18 protein-coding genes are annotated in these 15,926 nt (G+C 57.2%); 8 read left to right on the forward strand and 10 right to left on the reverse strand.

Annotated features, from left to right (window positions below):
• Positions 1-15: 15 nt before the first annotated feature.
• The 3 genes from rsmD to EQV93_RS05455 are packed head-to-tail and all read right to left on the reverse strand — an operon-like array spanning position 16 to position 3,462.
• A complete protein-coding gene (rsmD, locus tag EQV93_RS05445; RefSeq protein ID WP_122785512.1) occupies positions 16-624 on the reverse strand; it encodes a 16S rRNA (guanine(966)-N(2))-methyltransferase RsmD in 609 nt (202 codons plus the stop codon).
• Entirely contained in the window at positions 624-2,114 is a 1,491-nt protein-coding gene (locus tag EQV93_RS05450) for a M16 family metallopeptidase (RefSeq protein WP_122785511.1), read from the reverse strand. Before EQV93_RS05450 ends, rsmD begins: the two co-directional genes overlap by 1 nt.
• Positions 2,107-3,462 carry a M16 family metallopeptidase gene (locus tag EQV93_RS05455; RefSeq protein WP_122785510.1) on the reverse strand — a complete coding sequence of 452 codons (1,356 nt, stop codon included), beginning with the start codon at positions 3,460-3,462 and terminating at the stop codon, positions 2,107-2,109. The genes EQV93_RS05450 and EQV93_RS05455 overlap by 8 nt, the downstream gene beginning before the upstream one ends.
• 356 nt (positions 3,463-3,818) lie before the next feature.
• Here EQV93_RS05455 and ftsY point away from each other — a divergent pair, with 356 nt between their 5' ends.
• From ftsY to rpoH, 4 genes are all read left to right on the forward strand, one after another.
• Entirely contained in the window at positions 3,819-5,243 is a 1,425-nt protein-coding gene (gene ftsY / locus EQV93_RS05460) for a signal recognition particle-docking protein FtsY (RefSeq protein ID WP_240891044.1), read from the forward strand.
• Positions 5,240-5,911, forward strand: coding sequence for a cell division ATP-binding protein FtsE (gene ftsE, locus EQV93_RS05465; RefSeq protein WP_122785508.1), 672 nt, complete (start codon positions 5,240-5,242; stop codon positions 5,909-5,911). Before ftsY ends, ftsE begins: the two co-directional genes overlap by 4 nt.
• Positions 5,908-6,930 (forward strand): permease-like cell division protein FtsX, encoded by a 1,023-nt coding sequence (gene ftsX / locus EQV93_RS05470; protein WP_122785507.1) that lies wholly within the window; start codon positions 5,908-5,910, stop codon positions 6,928-6,930. Before ftsE ends, ftsX begins: the two co-directional genes overlap by 4 nt.
• 114 nt (positions 6,931-7,044) lie before the next feature.
• The gene (gene rpoH, locus EQV93_RS05475; protein WP_016782598.1) at positions 7,045-7,899 is read left to right on the forward strand and encodes an RNA polymerase sigma factor RpoH; all 855 of its coding nucleotides are present in this window, start codon (positions 7,045-7,047) and stop codon (positions 7,897-7,899) included.
• 493 nt (positions 7,900-8,392) lie between these two features.
• Here the strand turns inward: rpoH and mtgA are convergent, their stop codons facing one another.
• Positions 8,393-9,115, reverse strand: coding sequence for a monofunctional biosynthetic peptidoglycan transglycosylase (mtgA, locus tag EQV93_RS05480; RefSeq protein WP_208727519.1), 723 nt, complete (start codon positions 9,113-9,115; stop codon positions 8,393-8,395).
• Between the two features lie 77 nt (positions 9,116-9,192).
• On the opposite strand from mtgA, the gene EQV93_RS05485 reads away from it, so the two are divergent.
• The 4 genes from EQV93_RS05485 (at position 9,193) to trmB (ending at position 11,430) form a co-directional block, all read left to right on the forward strand.
• Positions 9,193-9,564, forward strand: a complete 372-nt coding sequence (locus tag EQV93_RS05485) for a DUF423 domain-containing protein (protein WP_122785505.1) — start codon at positions 9,193-9,195, stop codon at positions 9,562-9,564.
• Positions 9,565-9,644: 80 nt separating this feature from the next.
• Positions 9,645-9,845 carry a sulfur carrier protein ThiS gene (gene thiS, locus EQV93_RS05490; protein WP_122785504.1) on the forward strand — a complete coding sequence of 67 codons (201 nt, stop codon included), beginning with the start codon at positions 9,645-9,647 and terminating at the stop codon, positions 9,843-9,845.
• 58 nt (positions 9,846-9,903) lie between these two features.
• Positions 9,904-10,698: a thiazole synthase gene (locus EQV93_RS05495; protein WP_122785503.1), complete on the forward strand. Its 795-nt coding sequence runs from the start codon at positions 9,904-9,906 to the stop codon at positions 10,696-10,698.
• Positions 10,699-10,707: 9 nt separating this feature from the next.
• Positions 10,708-11,430 (forward strand): tRNA (guanosine(46)-N7)-methyltransferase TrmB, encoded by a 723-nt coding sequence (trmB, locus tag EQV93_RS05500; protein ID WP_146385846.1) that lies wholly within the window; start codon positions 10,708-10,710, stop codon positions 11,428-11,430.
• A 63-nt stretch (positions 11,431-11,493) separates the two neighbouring features.
• Here the strand turns inward: trmB and EQV93_RS05505 are convergent, their stop codons facing one another.
• Genes EQV93_RS05505 through metX form a run of 6 tightly spaced genes read right to left on the reverse strand, consistent with a single transcriptional unit; the run spans position 11,494 to position 15,847 of the window.
• A complete protein-coding gene (locus EQV93_RS05505) occupies positions 11,494-11,820 on the reverse strand; it encodes a DUF3392 domain-containing protein (RefSeq protein WP_122785501.1) in 327 nt (108 codons plus the stop codon).
• A gap of 9 nt (positions 11,821-11,829) precedes the next feature.
• Entirely contained in the window at positions 11,830-13,044 is a 1,215-nt protein-coding gene (gene hemW, locus EQV93_RS05510) for a radical SAM family heme chaperone HemW (RefSeq protein WP_240891046.1), read from the reverse strand.
• Entirely contained in the window at positions 13,041-13,637 is a 597-nt protein-coding gene (gene rdgB, locus EQV93_RS05515; protein ID WP_240891048.1) for an RdgB/HAM1 family non-canonical purine NTP pyrophosphatase, read from the reverse strand. Before rdgB ends, hemW begins: the two co-directional genes overlap by 4 nt.
• Positions 13,634-14,056, reverse strand: coding sequence for a DUF4426 domain-containing protein (locus EQV93_RS05520; RefSeq protein ID WP_240891050.1), 423 nt, complete (start codon positions 14,054-14,056; stop codon positions 13,634-13,636). Before EQV93_RS05520 ends, rdgB begins: the two co-directional genes overlap by 4 nt.
• Before the next feature lie 23 nt (positions 14,057-14,079).
• On the reverse strand, positions 14,080-14,700 hold the full coding sequence (metW, locus tag EQV93_RS05525) for a methionine biosynthesis protein MetW (RefSeq protein ID WP_240891056.1): 621 nt from the start codon (positions 14,698-14,700) through the stop codon (positions 14,080-14,082).
• A 7-nt stretch (positions 14,701-14,707) separates the two neighbouring features.
• A complete protein-coding gene (metX, locus tag EQV93_RS05530; RefSeq protein ID WP_122785496.1) occupies positions 14,708-15,847 on the reverse strand; it encodes a homoserine O-succinyltransferase MetX in 1,140 nt (379 codons plus the stop codon).
• Between the last annotated feature and the right edge of the window lie 79 nt (positions 15,848-15,926).

The raw sequence follows: 15,926 nt of genomic DNA on the forward strand, positions 1-15,926 counted from the left end.
CACGTTGTTTCGGTGTTACTCGGCGATCGGCGACTGCGGCGCTTCGCGCAGCCACAGGGCGTAGTTTACGCCTCCGGCTTTTTGCTCACGGTGCAGGCGCCAGTTGGCAGGCAGGCCCAGCTCAGACGGACGGCGTTCGCTTTCAGTGTAAATCCAGGCGTTGTCCGTCAACCATCCGCGTTGTTCCAGCAAGTCGCACGCCGGCTTCAGCAGTTCCTTGTTGAATGGAGGGTCAAGGAATACGACATCAAATGTGTCGCTCGGAGTTGCGTCCAGAAAGCGCAGCGCATCAGTTTGCTGAACCTCGCCTACGGTGCAACGCAGCAGGCCCATGTTTTCGCGAATGTTGGAAATCGCATCGCGGCTGCTGTCGAGCGCAACGCCTTTGGCAGCACCGCGTGACAGTGCTTCGAAAAACAGTGCGCCGCTGCCCGCAAACACGTCCAGAACCTTGGCGCCAATGATAGTGGGGGCCAGCCAGTTGAACAGGGTTTCACGTACACGGTCCGGCGTTGGGCGCAGGCCTTCTACATGGGGGAAGTCGAGCTTGCGGCTGCGCCATTCCCCGCCGATGATGCGTAACTGGCCTGCACCTGAGTGCGATGTGTTTTTTGGCTTTGCCATTAATGCTCCGGAACCCCAAGAGGTTGCTCTGAAGGTTTATCGGTAGGAGGTGGCAGTGGTTTTTGCGGCACAGTCGGGCCGGCGGTCACTACGACCATTTTGTCGGCGCTCAGGTGCTTGTTCATGGCGTCCTTGACCTGCTCTTTCGTCAGGTCCTGAGACTGCTTCATGAAGGTTTCGAGATAGTCCAAAGGCAAATCGTAGAAGCCCATTGCGCCCAGTTGGCCGACGATGGCTGCGTTGCTGGCGGTGGACAGCGGGAAGCTGCCAGCCAGTTCACGCTTGGCATCGTCGAGTTCTTTTTGCGTCGGACCTTCTTTCAGGTAGTCAGACAGAATGTCTTGCACCAGCTTGAGCGTGCCTTCACTCAATTCGGCACGTGTTTGCAGATTGATCATGAACGGGCCGCGCGCTTGCATGGGGTTGAAGCTGGAATACACGCCATAGGTCAGGCCGCGTTTTTCACGCACCTCAGTCATCAAGCGGGTGCCGAAACCACCGCCACCCAGGATGCTGTTACCCAATGACAGGGCCGCATAGTCGGGGTCATCACGGTCGATGCCCAACTGCGAGAGCAGCAAGTGGGTTTGCTTGGACGGGAATTCAATATGGGTCTGGCCCGCTTTGGGCTCTGTCGGTTCTGCTGTTTTGGCAGCAGCAGGGCCTTTGGGCAGTGCGGCAGATACTTGAGCTGCGATGGCCTCGGCCTCTTCGCGAGACAAATCACCCACGATGGCAATCACGGCATTACTGGCGGTGTAGGCCTTGTTATGAAAAGCCTTGAGCTGGTCGATGGTGATTGAGGTGATGCTTTCGGCATTGCCATCACTGGAGTGCGCATACGGGTGGTTGCCGTATAAACGCTTGAACAACTCGTTGCTGGCCAGTTTTCCGGGGTTCTGCTTTTGGTACTCAAAGCTGGCGAGCAACTGGTTTTTAATCCGTGCCAGAGAATCGGCCGGGAAGGTGGGCTTGCCAACCACTTCAGCAAACAGGTTCAGTGCGGGGGTGCGTTTATCCACATCGCTCAGGCTGCGCAGTGAAGCAACGGCCATGTCGCGGTAGGCACCATTACTGAAGTCGGCGCCCAAGCCTTCAAAACCTTGAGCGATAGCGCCGACGTCTTTACCTGCTACGCCTTCATTGAGCATGGCGTTGGTCAGCAAAGCCAGACCGGGCGTGTTGTCGTCCTGGCTGCTGCCGGCTGCAAACGTCAGGCGCACGTCGAACATCGGTAGTTGCCGCGCTTCAACGAACAGCACTTTAGAGCCTTCGGCGGTTTTCCAGGTTTGAACATTCAGGGCGCGATGGCTAGGAGCCTTGCCGTCCAGTTCAGCCAGAGATTCGAGCTTGTGCTCGGTTTTGGCTTGATCGAGGGCTTGGCTGGCAACCGACTCACCGGGGTTGGCGAAGTAATAACCAAGCACCCCGACCAGAATGGCGGCGCTCAGGCCGAGCAGGGCGTAGCGTGGACCTTTACGCTCACTCATGGGTTTTCTCCTCAGGCAGTACATGCGCAACGCTGAGGCGCTCGCGAGTGAAGTAAGTGCGGGCCGCTTGCTGGATATCGGCTGGCGTCACCTTTTGCAGGTCTTGCAGTTCGGTGTCCATGAGCTTCCATGACAGACCGACGCTTTCGAGTTGGCCAATCGAAGTGGCCTGGCTGTTAATCGAGTCTCGCTCGTAGACCAGCCCGGCAATGACCTGGGCACGTACACGCTCCAGCTCTTCGGCCGTAGGCGGGGTTTTCTTGAGGTCATCGATCAAGCGCCACAAGCCGGCTTCAGCTTGGGCCAGGGTGACTTTTTTCTGGCTGTTGGGCATTGCCGAAAGCATAAACAGGCTGTCGCCACGGGTGAATGCGTTGTAATTGGAAGATGCACCGGACACCAGTTCTTCGCCGCGCTCCAATTGGGTCGGCATGCGGGCACTGTAGCCGCCGTCCAGTAGCGCCGAAATCAGGCGCAAGGCATTGGCGCTCACCGGGTCTTTGGCGGTGGCAATGCTCGGTACGTTGAAACCCAGCATCAGGCTTGGCAGCTGAGTCTGTACGTGGATCTTGAGCAGGCGCTCGCCGGGGGTGGCCAGCTCCAGGGGGATTTTAGCAATAGGGATGTCACGCTTGGGGACAGTGCCGAAGTAGCGCTGAGCCAAGGATTTGACTTCGTCCGGCGTCACGTCACCTACCACTACCAGTGTGGCGTTGTTCGGTGCGTACCATTCTTCATACCAGGCGCGCAGTTCACCGACGCTCATGCGCTCCAGGTCAACCATCCAGCCGATGGTCGGGGTGTGATAACCGCTGGACGGAAAGGCCATGGCGGTAAACAGCTCAAAGGCTTTGCTCATCGGTTGATCGTCGGTGCGCAGGCGGCGCTCCTCTTTGATCACTTCGATCTCGCGTTTGAACTCTTCTGGCGGCAAGCGAAGGCTGGCCATGCGGTCGGCTTCGAGTTCAAAGGCGACGCCCAGTCGGTCGCGGGCCAGTACTTGGTAGTAAGCGGTGTAGTCATCACTGGTGAAGGCGTTTTCCTGAGCGCCGAGGTCGCGCAGGATCAGCGAGGCCTCACCGGGGCCGACCTTGTTGCTGCCTTTGAACATCATGTGCTCAAGTGCGTGTGACAGGCCGGTCTTGCCCGGGGTCTCATAACTGGAGCCCACTTTGTACCAGACCTGAGAGACCACCACAGGGGCGCGGTGGTCTTCGCGCACGATGACTTTAAGGCCGTTGTCCAGACGAAACTCATGGGTCGGCTGTGGTTCGGCCGCGATGGCCGAAAGCGATACTAAAACTGTGCTGAACAACAGGCCAGCAGCGCGGCGGGCTAGAGCATTCATTCGTTTTTAAACCTGTTGGGCTGTCCGCTTGGCCTTAGCGTCGGCGGGTGAGGAGGTGCTAGGATACTGATCCGTTTTACTGGCGGCCACGCCTATCAAGCTTTTGACGATCAGGCGATGTTTGATCGGGCAGTATAGGAGCTTGTCCAGAACTGTGGGGGGTATGCAGGGAAGTTGCGGTTTTTTGCCGATTTTCCCCCTGAATATCCGCGTTAGAACGAAATTTCAGAGGTGTTTTTTCCCCTCTGAACTTGTTTTGTGCGAACAAGCTGACAAATAAATAGTCTTTGTCACACCCATTATTATTTGCCGGGGCGCCACAGTGGCGCGTCGCTACGATGAGATAGCCGTCCTCCATGTTTGGTTCCAATGACGACAAGAAGAACCCAGCTGCGGCTGGTGAGAAAAAAGGCCTGTTCGGATGGCTGCGCAGAAAGCCGCAGGAAACCGTCGTCGAACAGCCTGTACCTGCCCCCGAGATCACGCCTGAGCCGTTGATCGAAACCACTGAGGTGGTTGTCGAGACGACGCCTGAAGTGGTTGAAGTGACAACGCCTGCCATCGAGCAACAGCCGTGGCCGCCGTTGCCAGTGCCTGAAGAGCCTGTTGCACTGGTTGAGGACGTGCAGGCGCCGCATATCGTGCCGCCAATCCCTGAACCTGTGGTTGAGGAGGCGCCGATATTCGTTGAGCCTGTCGCCCCAGAGCCAGAGCCAGAGCCAGAGCCAGAGCCAGTTCCTGTTCCTGTTCCAGTTGCTGTAGTCGAGCCTGTGGTGGTGCCAGAGCCCGTTGTGGTTGCGCCTGTTGTCGAGTCGCCAGCCCCCGTGCCTCAGGTGGCTGCTGAAACCAAAGTCGGATTCTTTGCCCGCCTCAAACAAGGCCTGTCGAAAACCAGCGCCAGCATTGGCGAGGGTATGGCCAGCCTGTTTCTGGGCAAAAAGACCATTGATGACGACTTGCTGGACGAGATTGAAACCCGCCTGCTGACGGCAGACGTAGGCGTTGAGGCCACATCGGTCATCATCAAGAATCTGACGCAAAAGGTTGCCCGCAAGCAATTGACCGACGCGGATGCGTTGTACAAGTCCTTGCAGGACGAACTGGCCGCCATGCTCAAGCCGGTCGAGCAGCCACTGAAAATCGCATCGCAGAACAAACCGTTCGTCATTTTGGTGGTGGGCGTCAATGGTGCAGGTAAAACCACCACCATCGGCAAACTGGCTAAGAAACTTCAGCTCGAAGGCAAGAAAGTCATGCTGGCGGCGGGTGATACCTTCCGTGCTGCGGCCGTTGAGCAATTGCAGGTATGGGGTGAGCGCAACAACATCCCGGTCATTGCCCAGCACACAGGTGCTGACTCGGCCTCCGTTATTTTTGACGCAGTGCAGGCCGCCAAAGCTCGCGGCATTGACGTGTTGATCGCCGACACCGCCGGGCGTCTGCATACCAAAGACAACTTGATGGAAGAACTGAAAAAAGTTCGCCGGGTCATGGGTAAGCTGGATGAAGACGCGCCGCACGAGGTGTTGCTGGTGCTTGACGCCGGTACGGGCCAGAACGCGATCAGCCAGACCAAGCAATTCAACCAGACCGTGGCGCTGACGGGGCTGGCGCTGACCAAGCTCGATGGTACGGCCAAAGGCGGGGTGATCTTCGCGCTGGCCAAGCAGTTCAATATTCCAATTCGTTACATCGGTGTCGGCGAAGGCATTGATGATCTACGCGACTTTGAGTCCGAGCCCTTTGTCCAGGCTCTGTTTGCGGAGCGGGAGCGCCCATGATTCGTTTCGAGCAGGTCGGTAAACGCTATCCAAATGGACATGTGGGCCTGCACGAACTGAGTTTCCGGGTTCGTCGCGGTGAATTTCTGTTTGTGACCGGTCACTCCGGCGCAGGTAAAAGTACGTTGCTGCGACTGTTGTTGGCGATGGAACGCCCGACCAGCGGTAAGTTGCTGTTGGCGGGTCAGGATCTTGGCCAGATCAGCAACGCACAGATTCCTTTTCTGCGTCGTCAGATAGGCGTGGTGTTTCAGAACCACCAACTGCTGTTTGATCGCACGGTATTCAATAACGTCGCCTTGCCGCTACAGATTCTCGGCTTGTCCAAGCCCGAAATCGCCAAACGCGTTGATTCCGCGTTGGAGCGCGTAGCGCTGTCGGATAAAACCGATCTGTACCCTGGCGACTTGTCCACAGGCCAACAACAACGTGTCGGGATTGCCCGGGCCATCGTTCATCGTCCAGCATTGTTGCTGGCCGATGAACCCACCGGCAACCTGGACCCACGTTTGGCGGCAGAAATTATGGGCGTTTTTGAAGACATTAACCGTTTGGGCACCAGCGTGCTGATTGCCAGTCACGATTTGGCCCTGATCGCCCGCATGCGTCATCGCATGCTGACGTTACAGCGCGGGCGTTTGATCGGTGATGGGGAGGCTGCGCAATGAGTGCGACTCGCAGCCCCAAGGTTTCCGAGCGCGTGGCGCCAAAGGCCGCAGATCCGCAGCCACCCAAGAAAAAGCATGACGAGGATGATGGTCCCGGTTTCAGCATGCTGTTCAGTGCCTGGATTGAATCCCATCGTGCCAGTTTGCTGGACAGTCTGCGCCGCTTGGGCAAGCAGCCGATTGGCAGCTTTTTTACCTGTTTGGTGATGGCTGTTGCACTGAGCTTGCCCATGGGGTTGTCGCTATTGCTCAACAACGTGGAACGCTTGGGAGGTTCCTGGCAGCGTGCGGCGCAGATTTCGTTGTATTTGCAGATGGATGCGAGCAACGACCAAGGCGAGCAACTGAGTAATCAGATAAAAGGTATGGCTGGGGTAGCTGACGCTGAATTTATCAGCCGGGACAAAGCCCTCGAAGAGTTCCAGGCCCAGTCCGGCCTGGGCGAAGCGCTGAAAGAGCTCCCCGACAACCCGTTGCCGGGTGTGGTTCTGGTGACCCCGGATGAGGTCGATAAAGCCGCCCTTGAAGCCTTGCGTACACGACTTTCTGAGTTGCCTAAGGTGCAACAGGCGCAACTTGATCTAGTCTGGGTCGAGCGCCTTGCGGCCATTCTGAAATTGGGTGATCGCTTTGTGTTTGGTTTGACGGTGCTGCTGGTCTCGGCCTTGCTGCTGGTGATCGGTAATACGATTCGTCTGCATATCGAGAATCGTCGTATTGAAATTGAAGTGATCAAGCTGGTCGGTGGCACTGATAGCTATGTTCGTAGGCCGTTTCTTTATATGGGTGCGCTGTACGGCCTTGGCGCTGGGGTGCTTTCCTGGGGCGTTTTAGCATTTGGCTTGAACTGGCTTAACGACGCGGTTGTCGGTTTGGCTGGGCTGTATGGCAGTAATTTTGCTTTGGCAGGAGTGCCGGTGGCCGATGGTCTATCTCTCTTGCTTGGCGCGGTGCTGTTAGGGTATATCGGTGCATGGATTGCAGTCGCGCGTCACTTACGTGAGCTTTCGCCCAAGTAGTTTCTTTTACACCTGTTGACTTTTTCAGCTTTTTTTGGGAACTTTTTTTCAGGTTTCCGGTCAACTTTCGCAGTGCTGAACTGCACGAGTTATGTGAGACGGAGGTTTATTCGTATGACCACTTCTTTGCAACCTGCGTATGCGTTGGTCCCCGGTGCGAACCTCGAGGCCTATGTCAATACGGTGAACAGCATTCCATTGCTGACACCTGAGCAGGAGCGTGAACTGGCCGAGAGTCTCTACTATGAGCAGGATCTTGGGGCGGCTCGGCAGATGGTGCTCGCCCACCTGCGTTTTGTTGTACACATTGCCCGTAGTTATTCGGGCTATGGCTTGGCTCAGGCTGACCTGATCCAGGAAGGCAACGTCGGCCTCATGAAGGCGGTCAAACGCTTTAACCCTGAAATGGGCGTGCGTCTGGTTTCGTTTGCTGTTCACTGGATCAAGGCTGAGATTCACGAATTCATCCTGCGCAACTGGCGCATCGTGAAAGTCGCGACCACCAAAGCCCAGCGCAAACTGTTTTTCAATCTGCGCAGCCAGAAAAAACGTCTGGCTTGGCTGAACAACGATGAAGTGCATCGTGTGGCTGAAAGCCTGGGTGTAGAACCTCGCGAAGTGCGAGAGATGGAAAGCCGCCTGACCGGTCATGACATGGCGTTCGACCCGGCTGCTGAAGCTGACGACGACAGTGCTTTCCAGTCGCCGGCCAACTATCTGGAAGATCACCGGTATGACCCGGCGCGTCAGCTCGAAGATGCTGACTGGACTGACAACTCCACCAGCAATCTGCATGAAGCGCTGGAAGTGCTCGATGATCGCAGTCGCGACATTTTGTATCAGCGTTGGCTGGCTGAAGACAAAGCCACGCTGCATGACTTGGCGCAGAAGTACAACGTATCCGCAGAACGGATTCGTCAGCTGGAAAAAAGCGCGATGAACAAGCTTAAACTGTCGATTGCCGCCTAAACCGGCCCGACCAAAAAACGCCCCGATCGGGGCGTTTTTTTTTGGGTGAATTAAGTGCCCCTCACCCTAGCCCTCTCCCAGAGGGAGAGGGGACTGATTGGGGATACTGGAAATAATGGGGGTTCCAGGCAGTGCGCTAAAGCCACAGACACCTCGGTCTGTCCCCTTTCCAAGAGGGAGAGGGGACTGATTGGGGATACTGGAAATAATGGGGGTTCCAGGCAGTGCGCTAAAGCCACAGACACCTCGGTCTGTCCCCTTTCCAAGAGGGAGGGGGAGCTGATTGGGGCTACTGGAAATAATGGGGGGTTCCAGGTAGTGCACTAAAGCCACAGGCACCTCGGGCTGCCTCCTTTCCAAGAGGGAGGGGGAGCTGATTGGGGCTACTGGAAATAATGGGGGTTCCAGGTAGTGCGCTAAAGCCACAGGCACCTCGGTCTGCCCCCTCTCCCCCTGGGAGAGGGTTGGGGTGAGGGGCTTTTGACCTGCCCAGTCACTGCGCCCAAGGCGCCTTGCGTGAGTCATTGATCGTATCGAGGTAACTGTCCCCGCCCAATTGGCGAATTTGCTGGCGGATCCAGCTGGCTCGTCGGCTGACATACGGGCTTGGATGGCTGGCGCTCCAGTTACGCGGATTAGGCAATACAGCCGCCAGCTGACTGGCCTGCTGGCGCGACAGGTTTTTCGCACTCACGCCGAAATGATGCTGCGCCGCCGCTTCTGCACCAAACACCCCGTTATCCCATTCAGCACTGTTGAGGTACACCTCAAGAATCCGCTGCTTGGGCCACAGTATTTCAATCAGTGCCGTAAACCAGGCTTCGAGCCCTTTGCGCAACCAGCTGCGCCCCGACCATAAAAACAGGTTCTTCGACACTTGTTGGCTCAAGGTGCTGGCCCCGCGCAGCGTGCCACCTTTTTCGTTATGCACAAAGGCCGCCCGTATCGCACTGAAATCAAACCCCCAGTGCTCGGCAAAATGCTGGTCTTCCCCGGCAATGACCGCAACTTTCAATTCGTTGGATATTTCATCCCATGGCCGCCAGCTGCGCTGCAGGTCAATCGGCTGCCCATCAAGCCAGGACTCAATCTTGCGTTCGACCATCAGCGCGGTGCCAGGCGGCGGCACCCAACGCAGAATCAGCACCCACACAACGCTGCCCACTGCGAACCAGAGCAGGGCTTTAAGAAAGCGGTGAACGATAATACGCAGCATAGATGGCTTGGCCGAACCCGTTGAGCGGGCCATTATACAGACCCTGCGTCATTCGATGATCTAGACAGGAGGTACCCATGTTGCGTGTTTTTTTGATGCTGGCTGCGTTCTTCGGCTTTACCGGTGTAGCGCTTGGCGCGTTCGCGGCTCATGGTCTGAAAAACCGCCTGACTGAGCAGTATTTGGCTATTTTTCATACAGGTGTTACTTACCAACTGGTTCACACCTTGGCTTTGTTTGGTGTTGCCCTGTTACTGACTCATTTGCCGGGTCGCCTGGTGGTATGGGCAGGAGCCTTTTTCGCATTGGGTATCGTGCTGTTTTCCGGCAGCCTGTACGTGCTGACCCTGACCGGCATTAGCAAGCTGGGGATTATTACGCCCATCGGTGGAGCCGCCTTTTTGGCCGGCTGGCTGTGCCTGGGGCTTGCCGCCTGGCGCTTGGGTTAAGCCCGCAAGATGAATGGCTTGGGTCGGCCTGACCGACTGGGCTAGAATGCTGGCCCCTTAAAACGAAGGCAGCGTCGCGCATGCTCATTCAGTTGAACGGTGAACCCTTTGAACTGCCGGACGGTGAAACCGTCGCGGGTCTGCTGACGTGTCTCGACCTGACCGGGCGCCGCGTGGCAGTCGAACTTGATCTTGATATTGTCCCGCGCAGTCAGCATGCCGAGACCGTACTCAAAGAAGGCAGCAAGGTTGAAGTGGTGCATGCCATCGGTGGCGGTTAGTCGTCGGGCTTGTGCTTCATACCTGTTCCACAACGCACATATTTGAAGAGGATTCCCGATGAACACTGTTCGCAGCGACAAGCCATTTGTATTGGCTGGCCGTACTTACCAGTCACGTCTGCTGGTGGGTACCGGCAAGTACCGTGACATGGAAGAAACCCGCTTGGCTATCGAAGCCTCAGGCGCTGAAATTGTCACTGTCGCTGTGCGTCGTACCAACATCGGTCAGAACCCTGGCGAACCGAACCTGCTGGATATTTTGCCACCCGATCGCTACACCATCCTCCCGAACACCGCGGGTTGCTACGACGCGGTTGAAGCGGTGCGCACCTGCCGTCTGGCCCGTGAACTGCTTGATGGTCACAACCTGGTCAAACTGGAAGTGCTGGCCGACCAGAAAACCCTGTTCCCGAATGTGATCGAGACCCTCAAGGCGGCCGAAGTGCTGGTCAAGGAAGGCTTCGACGTCATGGTCTACACCAGTGATGACCCGATCATCGCTCGCGAACTGGAGGCTATGGGTTGCATCGCCGTGATGCCATTGGCCGGCTTGATTGGTACAGGGCTGGGGATCTGCAACCCCTACAACCTGCGCATCATTCTTGAAGAAGCAAAAATTCCGGTGCTGGTGGATGCGGGTGTAGGCACAGCCTCCGACGCCACTATCGCCATGGAAATGGGCTGCGAAGCGGTGCTGATGAACTCTGCCATCGCCAATGCCCAGCATCCAATCATCATGGCCCAAGCCATGAAATACGCCATTGAGGCGGGCCGTCTGGCCTATCTGGCCGGGCGCATGCCGAAAAAACTCTATGCCAGCGCCTCTTCGCCGCTGGATGGTCTGATCAAGTAAGAGCCACTGATGACTGAATCACTCGACACCCCAATCACGGAAGAAGGCGACGATCGCCAACACCGTCGCATCAAAAGTTTCGTGATGCGTGCCGGTCGCATGACTGAAGGCCAGCAACGCGGTCTCGATCAAGGTGCTCCGCTGTACGTACTGCCACTGGCCGATGCGCCGGTCGATTTCGATCAGGTGTTTGGTCGTTCTGCACCGCGTACGCTGGAAATCGGCTTTGGCATGGGTCACTCCCTGCTGGAAATGGCCGCAGCTTCACCTGAGCAGGATTTTATCGGCGTAGAGGTTCACCGTCCGGGTGTGGGGGCGCTGCTCAATGGCGTGCTGACCCAAGGCCTGACCAACCTGCGGGTTTACGATTGCGATGCGATTGAAGTCCTGACGCGTTGTGTTGCGGATAACAGCCTTGATCGCCTGCTGCTGTTCTTCCCGGACCCGTGGCACAAAAGCCGTCACCACAAGCGTCGCATCGTTCAAGCGTCCTTTGCCGAGCTGGTGCGCTCCAAGCTTAAAGTGGGCGGCGTGCTGCACATGGCCACCGACTGGGAACCCTACGCGGAATACATGCTGGAAGTCATGAACGTCGCGCCGGGTTATCGCAACCTGGCAGAAGACGGTCGTTGCGTCCCGCGTCCACCTGAGCGCCCAGTGACCAAGTTCGAGCGCCGTGGCGAACGTCTTGGGCATGGCGTGTGGGATTTGAAGTTCGAAAAACTGGCGTAAACGGTTTTTCAGTGACCGGCCTCCCCCTGCCTGGAGGTCGGTTGTTACAACATGTAGTAGCAACTACCCTCGACGATCCGCCACTACCCCGATCAGTACCAGCACCACCAACAACACCGGCGCCAGGCTGTAGTTGTTGAACTGGCTCAGGCCGCGCTCCACCCACGGTGTGGCATAGATGAGCGCTGCGCCACTGCCGATCAAGCACAATGCCGCCATGACCGGGATGCGCAACGCGCCTGCGAAACTGCCCAAACGCTGCTCGACCCACCCTTTGAAGTCCGCACCAAACAACACCAACAAGCAACCAATCAGGGCCAGAGAGATCTCCGAGAGGTGGCTGCGGCTCCAGCGCGATACGGTGGCAAGCAGGTCGAGTACCAAGTCCATTCGAGTTCCTTAGATCAAAAAATGCTGCAACAGGTCGTTGAGAAACAGCTGGCCTCTAGCGGTTGCCGCCAGGCGTGTCGGTTCGACCTGCAATAGGCCACTTTGTTCTGCCGCTGTGCGCCCAGCACTTAAACTCTCAAGCGATAAACCGGTGCGCTCTGGGTACAGTGATGAGTCGACACCGTCAGTCAGGCGCAAGGCGTTCATTAGAAACTCAAATGGCAGCTCTTCGGCAGTCAGAGTTTTCTCACCTGCTTGAAAGTTTTTGGCTGGATTCAAGTAGTCCTTAGGCAGTCGGGTTTTCCAAGTGCGCACGATACGGCCATCAGGATGGCTCAATTTCCCGTGGGCGCCAGCGCCGTTACCGATAAAGTCGCCAAAGCTCCAGTAGTTAAGGTTGTGCTGCGCTGCTCGGCCGGGTTGCGCATAGGCAGACACTTCGTATTGGCTGTAACCATGCTCGGCGAGCAGCGCTTGCCCAGCTTCTTGAATGTCCCACAGGGTGTCGTCTTCAGGCAGTTCAGGCGGCTTGTTCCAGAACACCGTGTTGGGTTCGAGTGTCAGCTGATACCACGACAGGTGGGTCGGCTTGAGCGCGATGGCTTGGCGCAGATCGCTCAGGGCGTCGTCCAGCGACTGATCGGGCAACCCGTGCATCAAGTCCAGGTTGAAGTTGTCAAAGCCCGCCTGACGCGCCATGCCGGCGGCACGTACGGCCTCGTCACCGTTATGGATGCGACCCAGCGCCTTGAGCTTCTCTTGCTGAAAGCTCTGGATGCCAATTGACAGACGATTGATGCCCAGCTTCCGGTAGGCCACGAACTTCTCTTGCTCGAAGGTACCGGGGTTGGCTTCGAGGGTGATTTCAATATTGGTGGCAAACGGGATGCGTGCTTCGACGCCTTCCAGCAGTCGGCCCAGCGCTTTTGCGCTGAACAGGCTTGGCGTGCCGCCGCCAAAGAAAATCGAACTCAACTCGCGGCCATAGACGGCATGCAGGTCTTGATCGAGGTCCGCCAGCAGCGCGTCGACATACTCCTCTTCAGGCAGTACGGGGCTTGCGGTGTGGGAGTTGAAGTCGCAGTACGGGCATTTGCGCACGCACCACGGAATATGGATGTACAGCGACAGCGGCGGCAGTTGCGTCAGTGGCGCGCGCGGCGCCTGCTGAGTAAAGCCGGCCTCACTCAGATAGAGCGGTTGTGGCGGGGTATCGTGGGTCATTTCAAGCCCAGACGCTGACGCAGCAAGGCCATGGCGCGGGCGCGGTGGCTGAGTTGGTTTTTTTCGGCCGGGCTGAGTTCGGCGCTGGAGCAGTTGCGCTCAGGCACCCAAAACAACGGATCGTAACCAAAGCCGTGCTCGCCACTGGCCGCAGGCAGAATGCGCCCGTGCCACAAGCCTTCGCAAATAATCGGCAAAGGATCATCAGCATGGCGCACCAGCGCCAATACGCACACAAACTGGGCGCCGCGCTCCGCTTCCGGCACGTCTTTGAGGGCCTCAAGCAGCTTGGCATTGTTCGCCGCATCGCCTTGCCCCTCAGCGTAACGCGCGGAGTAAATACCTGGTGCGCCACCGAGAAAGTCCACCGCCAGCCCGGAGTCGTCGGCCAGCGCTGGCAAGCCCGAAATACGCGCCGCGTTACGGGCTTTAAGAATGGCATTTTCAACAAACGACAAACCGGTTTCTTCCGGTTCGACCTGGCTGAATTCGCCTATCGAGCGCAACTGCACCGACTCGCCGAGCATGGCCTGAAGTTCTTTGAGTTTGCCGGCGTTGTGGCTAGCCAGTACCAGTTGCGTGAAGTTGATCATTGGATTGGAGCGATCTCTTGGGAAAATTCGATGTCTTTCGTCTCGCCATTGATTTTGAGCTGAATGTCAAAAACATAATCCTGGGACGGTTTGACTGGAAATTGAGCAAAGTAATCAATGGCGCCATTGTCATTGATTACTTGTTTGAACGTGAGCGGTTTGGCTTTTTTATCGCCAACCTCACGGTAAGTACCGCTGACCGTGCTGGCTATTTTTTGCTCAGCCCTGGACAGGTTGATATTCAGCGCACCCAGGTGTGGGCTGCGCTGCAACCCGTATTTTTCGGTGATCGCAGGGCTCAAGAAGTTCGACATGAAGGCGTTGTAATTAACCGCCGTACCGCTGACGTCGACAGCGCCAGCAGCGAGTGCTTGTACGGTGAAGCACATCGACAGCAGCAGTAATCCGATACGACCCATGTCTTTCTCCTTGAACCAAACGTTTAAACCGCGATGTTGTGATCCTGAAGGCCCGGACTGCTGACTCGGTAAATGCCAATCTCGCCCAACAGGTTAGGCCATAACTTACTCGCCCACCCGTGTCGGTGTTGTTGATCCATGGCAAGGCGGTTGATGACTTGGGCATCACGCTCGCGACACAGCTCTTCGAAGTCTTCGAACGTACAGAAGTGGATGTTCGGCGTGTTGTACCAGGTGTACGGCAGAAACTCGGACACCGGCATGCGGCCCTTGCTCGCCAGATACCAGCGGCAGCGCCAGTGGCCGAAGTTCGGAAAAGTGATGATGCACTGGCGGCCCACGCGCAGCATTTCGTCGAGAATCCGGTCGGGGTAGTGCACGGCTTGCAGCGCCTGGGTCATGACCACGATGTCGAAACTGTTGCTGGCGAAGTTGCCCAGCCCTTTGTCGAGGTCTTGCTCGATGACGTTGATGCCTTTGGCGACGCACTCGGCGATGTTGTCCGGGTCGTTTTCCAGGCCATAGCCGGTGACTTGCTTGTTATCGCGCAGCCAGCTCAGCAGTTCGCCATCACCACAACCCAGGTCGAGCACGCGGCTGCCGGCGGGGATCCAGTCTTGGATGATTTCCAGGTCGGCTCTCATGGCGTTCTCACAGTTCTATGCGGTTCATGTAGTTGCTGAAGGCTTGCAGGTAACGCGGGATCGGAATCAGGAAGGCGTCATGGCCTTGCGGAGCATCGATTTCCAGGTAGCAGACGTCTTTCTTGGCGGCCATCAAGGCATCCACGAGCTCCCGCGAGCGAGCGGGCGAGAAACGCCAGTCGGTGGTGAACGACATCACGCAAAAGCGTGCCTTGGCATTGGCGAAGGTTTTGGCCAGGTCGTCGTCAAAGTTTGCTGCCGGGTCGAAGTAGTCCAGTGCTTTGGTCATCAGCAAGTAGGTATTGGCATCGAAACGCCCGGAGAACTCTTCACCCTGATAACGCAGGTAGCTTTCGACCTGAAACTCGACGCTGTGGAAGTCGTAGTTGAGGTTTTCGTTTTTCAGACCACGGCCGAATTTCTCACCCATCGAGTCATCGGACAGGTAAGTGATGTGGCCGACCATGCGCGCGAGCATCAGACCGCGCTTGGGGATCACGCCTTTTTCCTGGAACGAACCGCCGTGGAATTCGGGGTCGGTGAGGATGGCTTGGCGAGCGACTTCGTTGAATGCGATGTTTTGCGCAGACAACTTGGGTGCTGAGGCAATGGCCAGGCAATGGCGAAGGCGCTCCGGGTAGCTGATGCTCCACTGCAAGGCCTGCATCCCGCCCAGACTGCCGCCGATGATGGCGGCCCATTGGTGGATGCCCAGACGATCGGCCAGACGGGCCTGGCTGTGCACCCAGTCTTCTACGGTCAACACTGGGAAGTCGGCACCAAATGGGCGACCCGTTTCAGGGTTGATGCTGCTCGGGCCGGTTGAGCCATTGCAGCCGCCCAGGTTATTCAGGCTGACGACGAAGAACTTGTCGGTGTCGATAGGCTTGCCGGGGCCGATGCAGCTGTCCCACCAGCCGGGCTTGCGATCATCGACGCTGTGAAAACCAGCGGCATGATGATGGCCCGAAAGCGCGTGGCAAATCAGTACGGCATTGGTGGCGTCAGCATTGAGCTGGCCATAGGTTTCGTAAATCAGGTCATAGGCCGGCAGTGAACGACCGCAGGCTAGCGCCAGGGGTTCGCTGAAGTGCGCCATTTGCGGCACAACCAGACCAACGGAATCGGGGGGAAAGGCAGCTGGCATCGACCCTGCTCTCATTTAAATGAGGCGTAAGTCTAATGAGCGGGGGGCAGAGCAGCAAGCAATGGTCTGGGATGATTTC

This window comes from Pseudomonas sp. TMW22091, assembly GCF_022496705.1.
Taxonomy (GTDB): Bacteria; Pseudomonadota; Gammaproteobacteria; order Pseudomonadales; family Pseudomonadaceae; genus Aquipseudomonas; species Aquipseudomonas saxonica.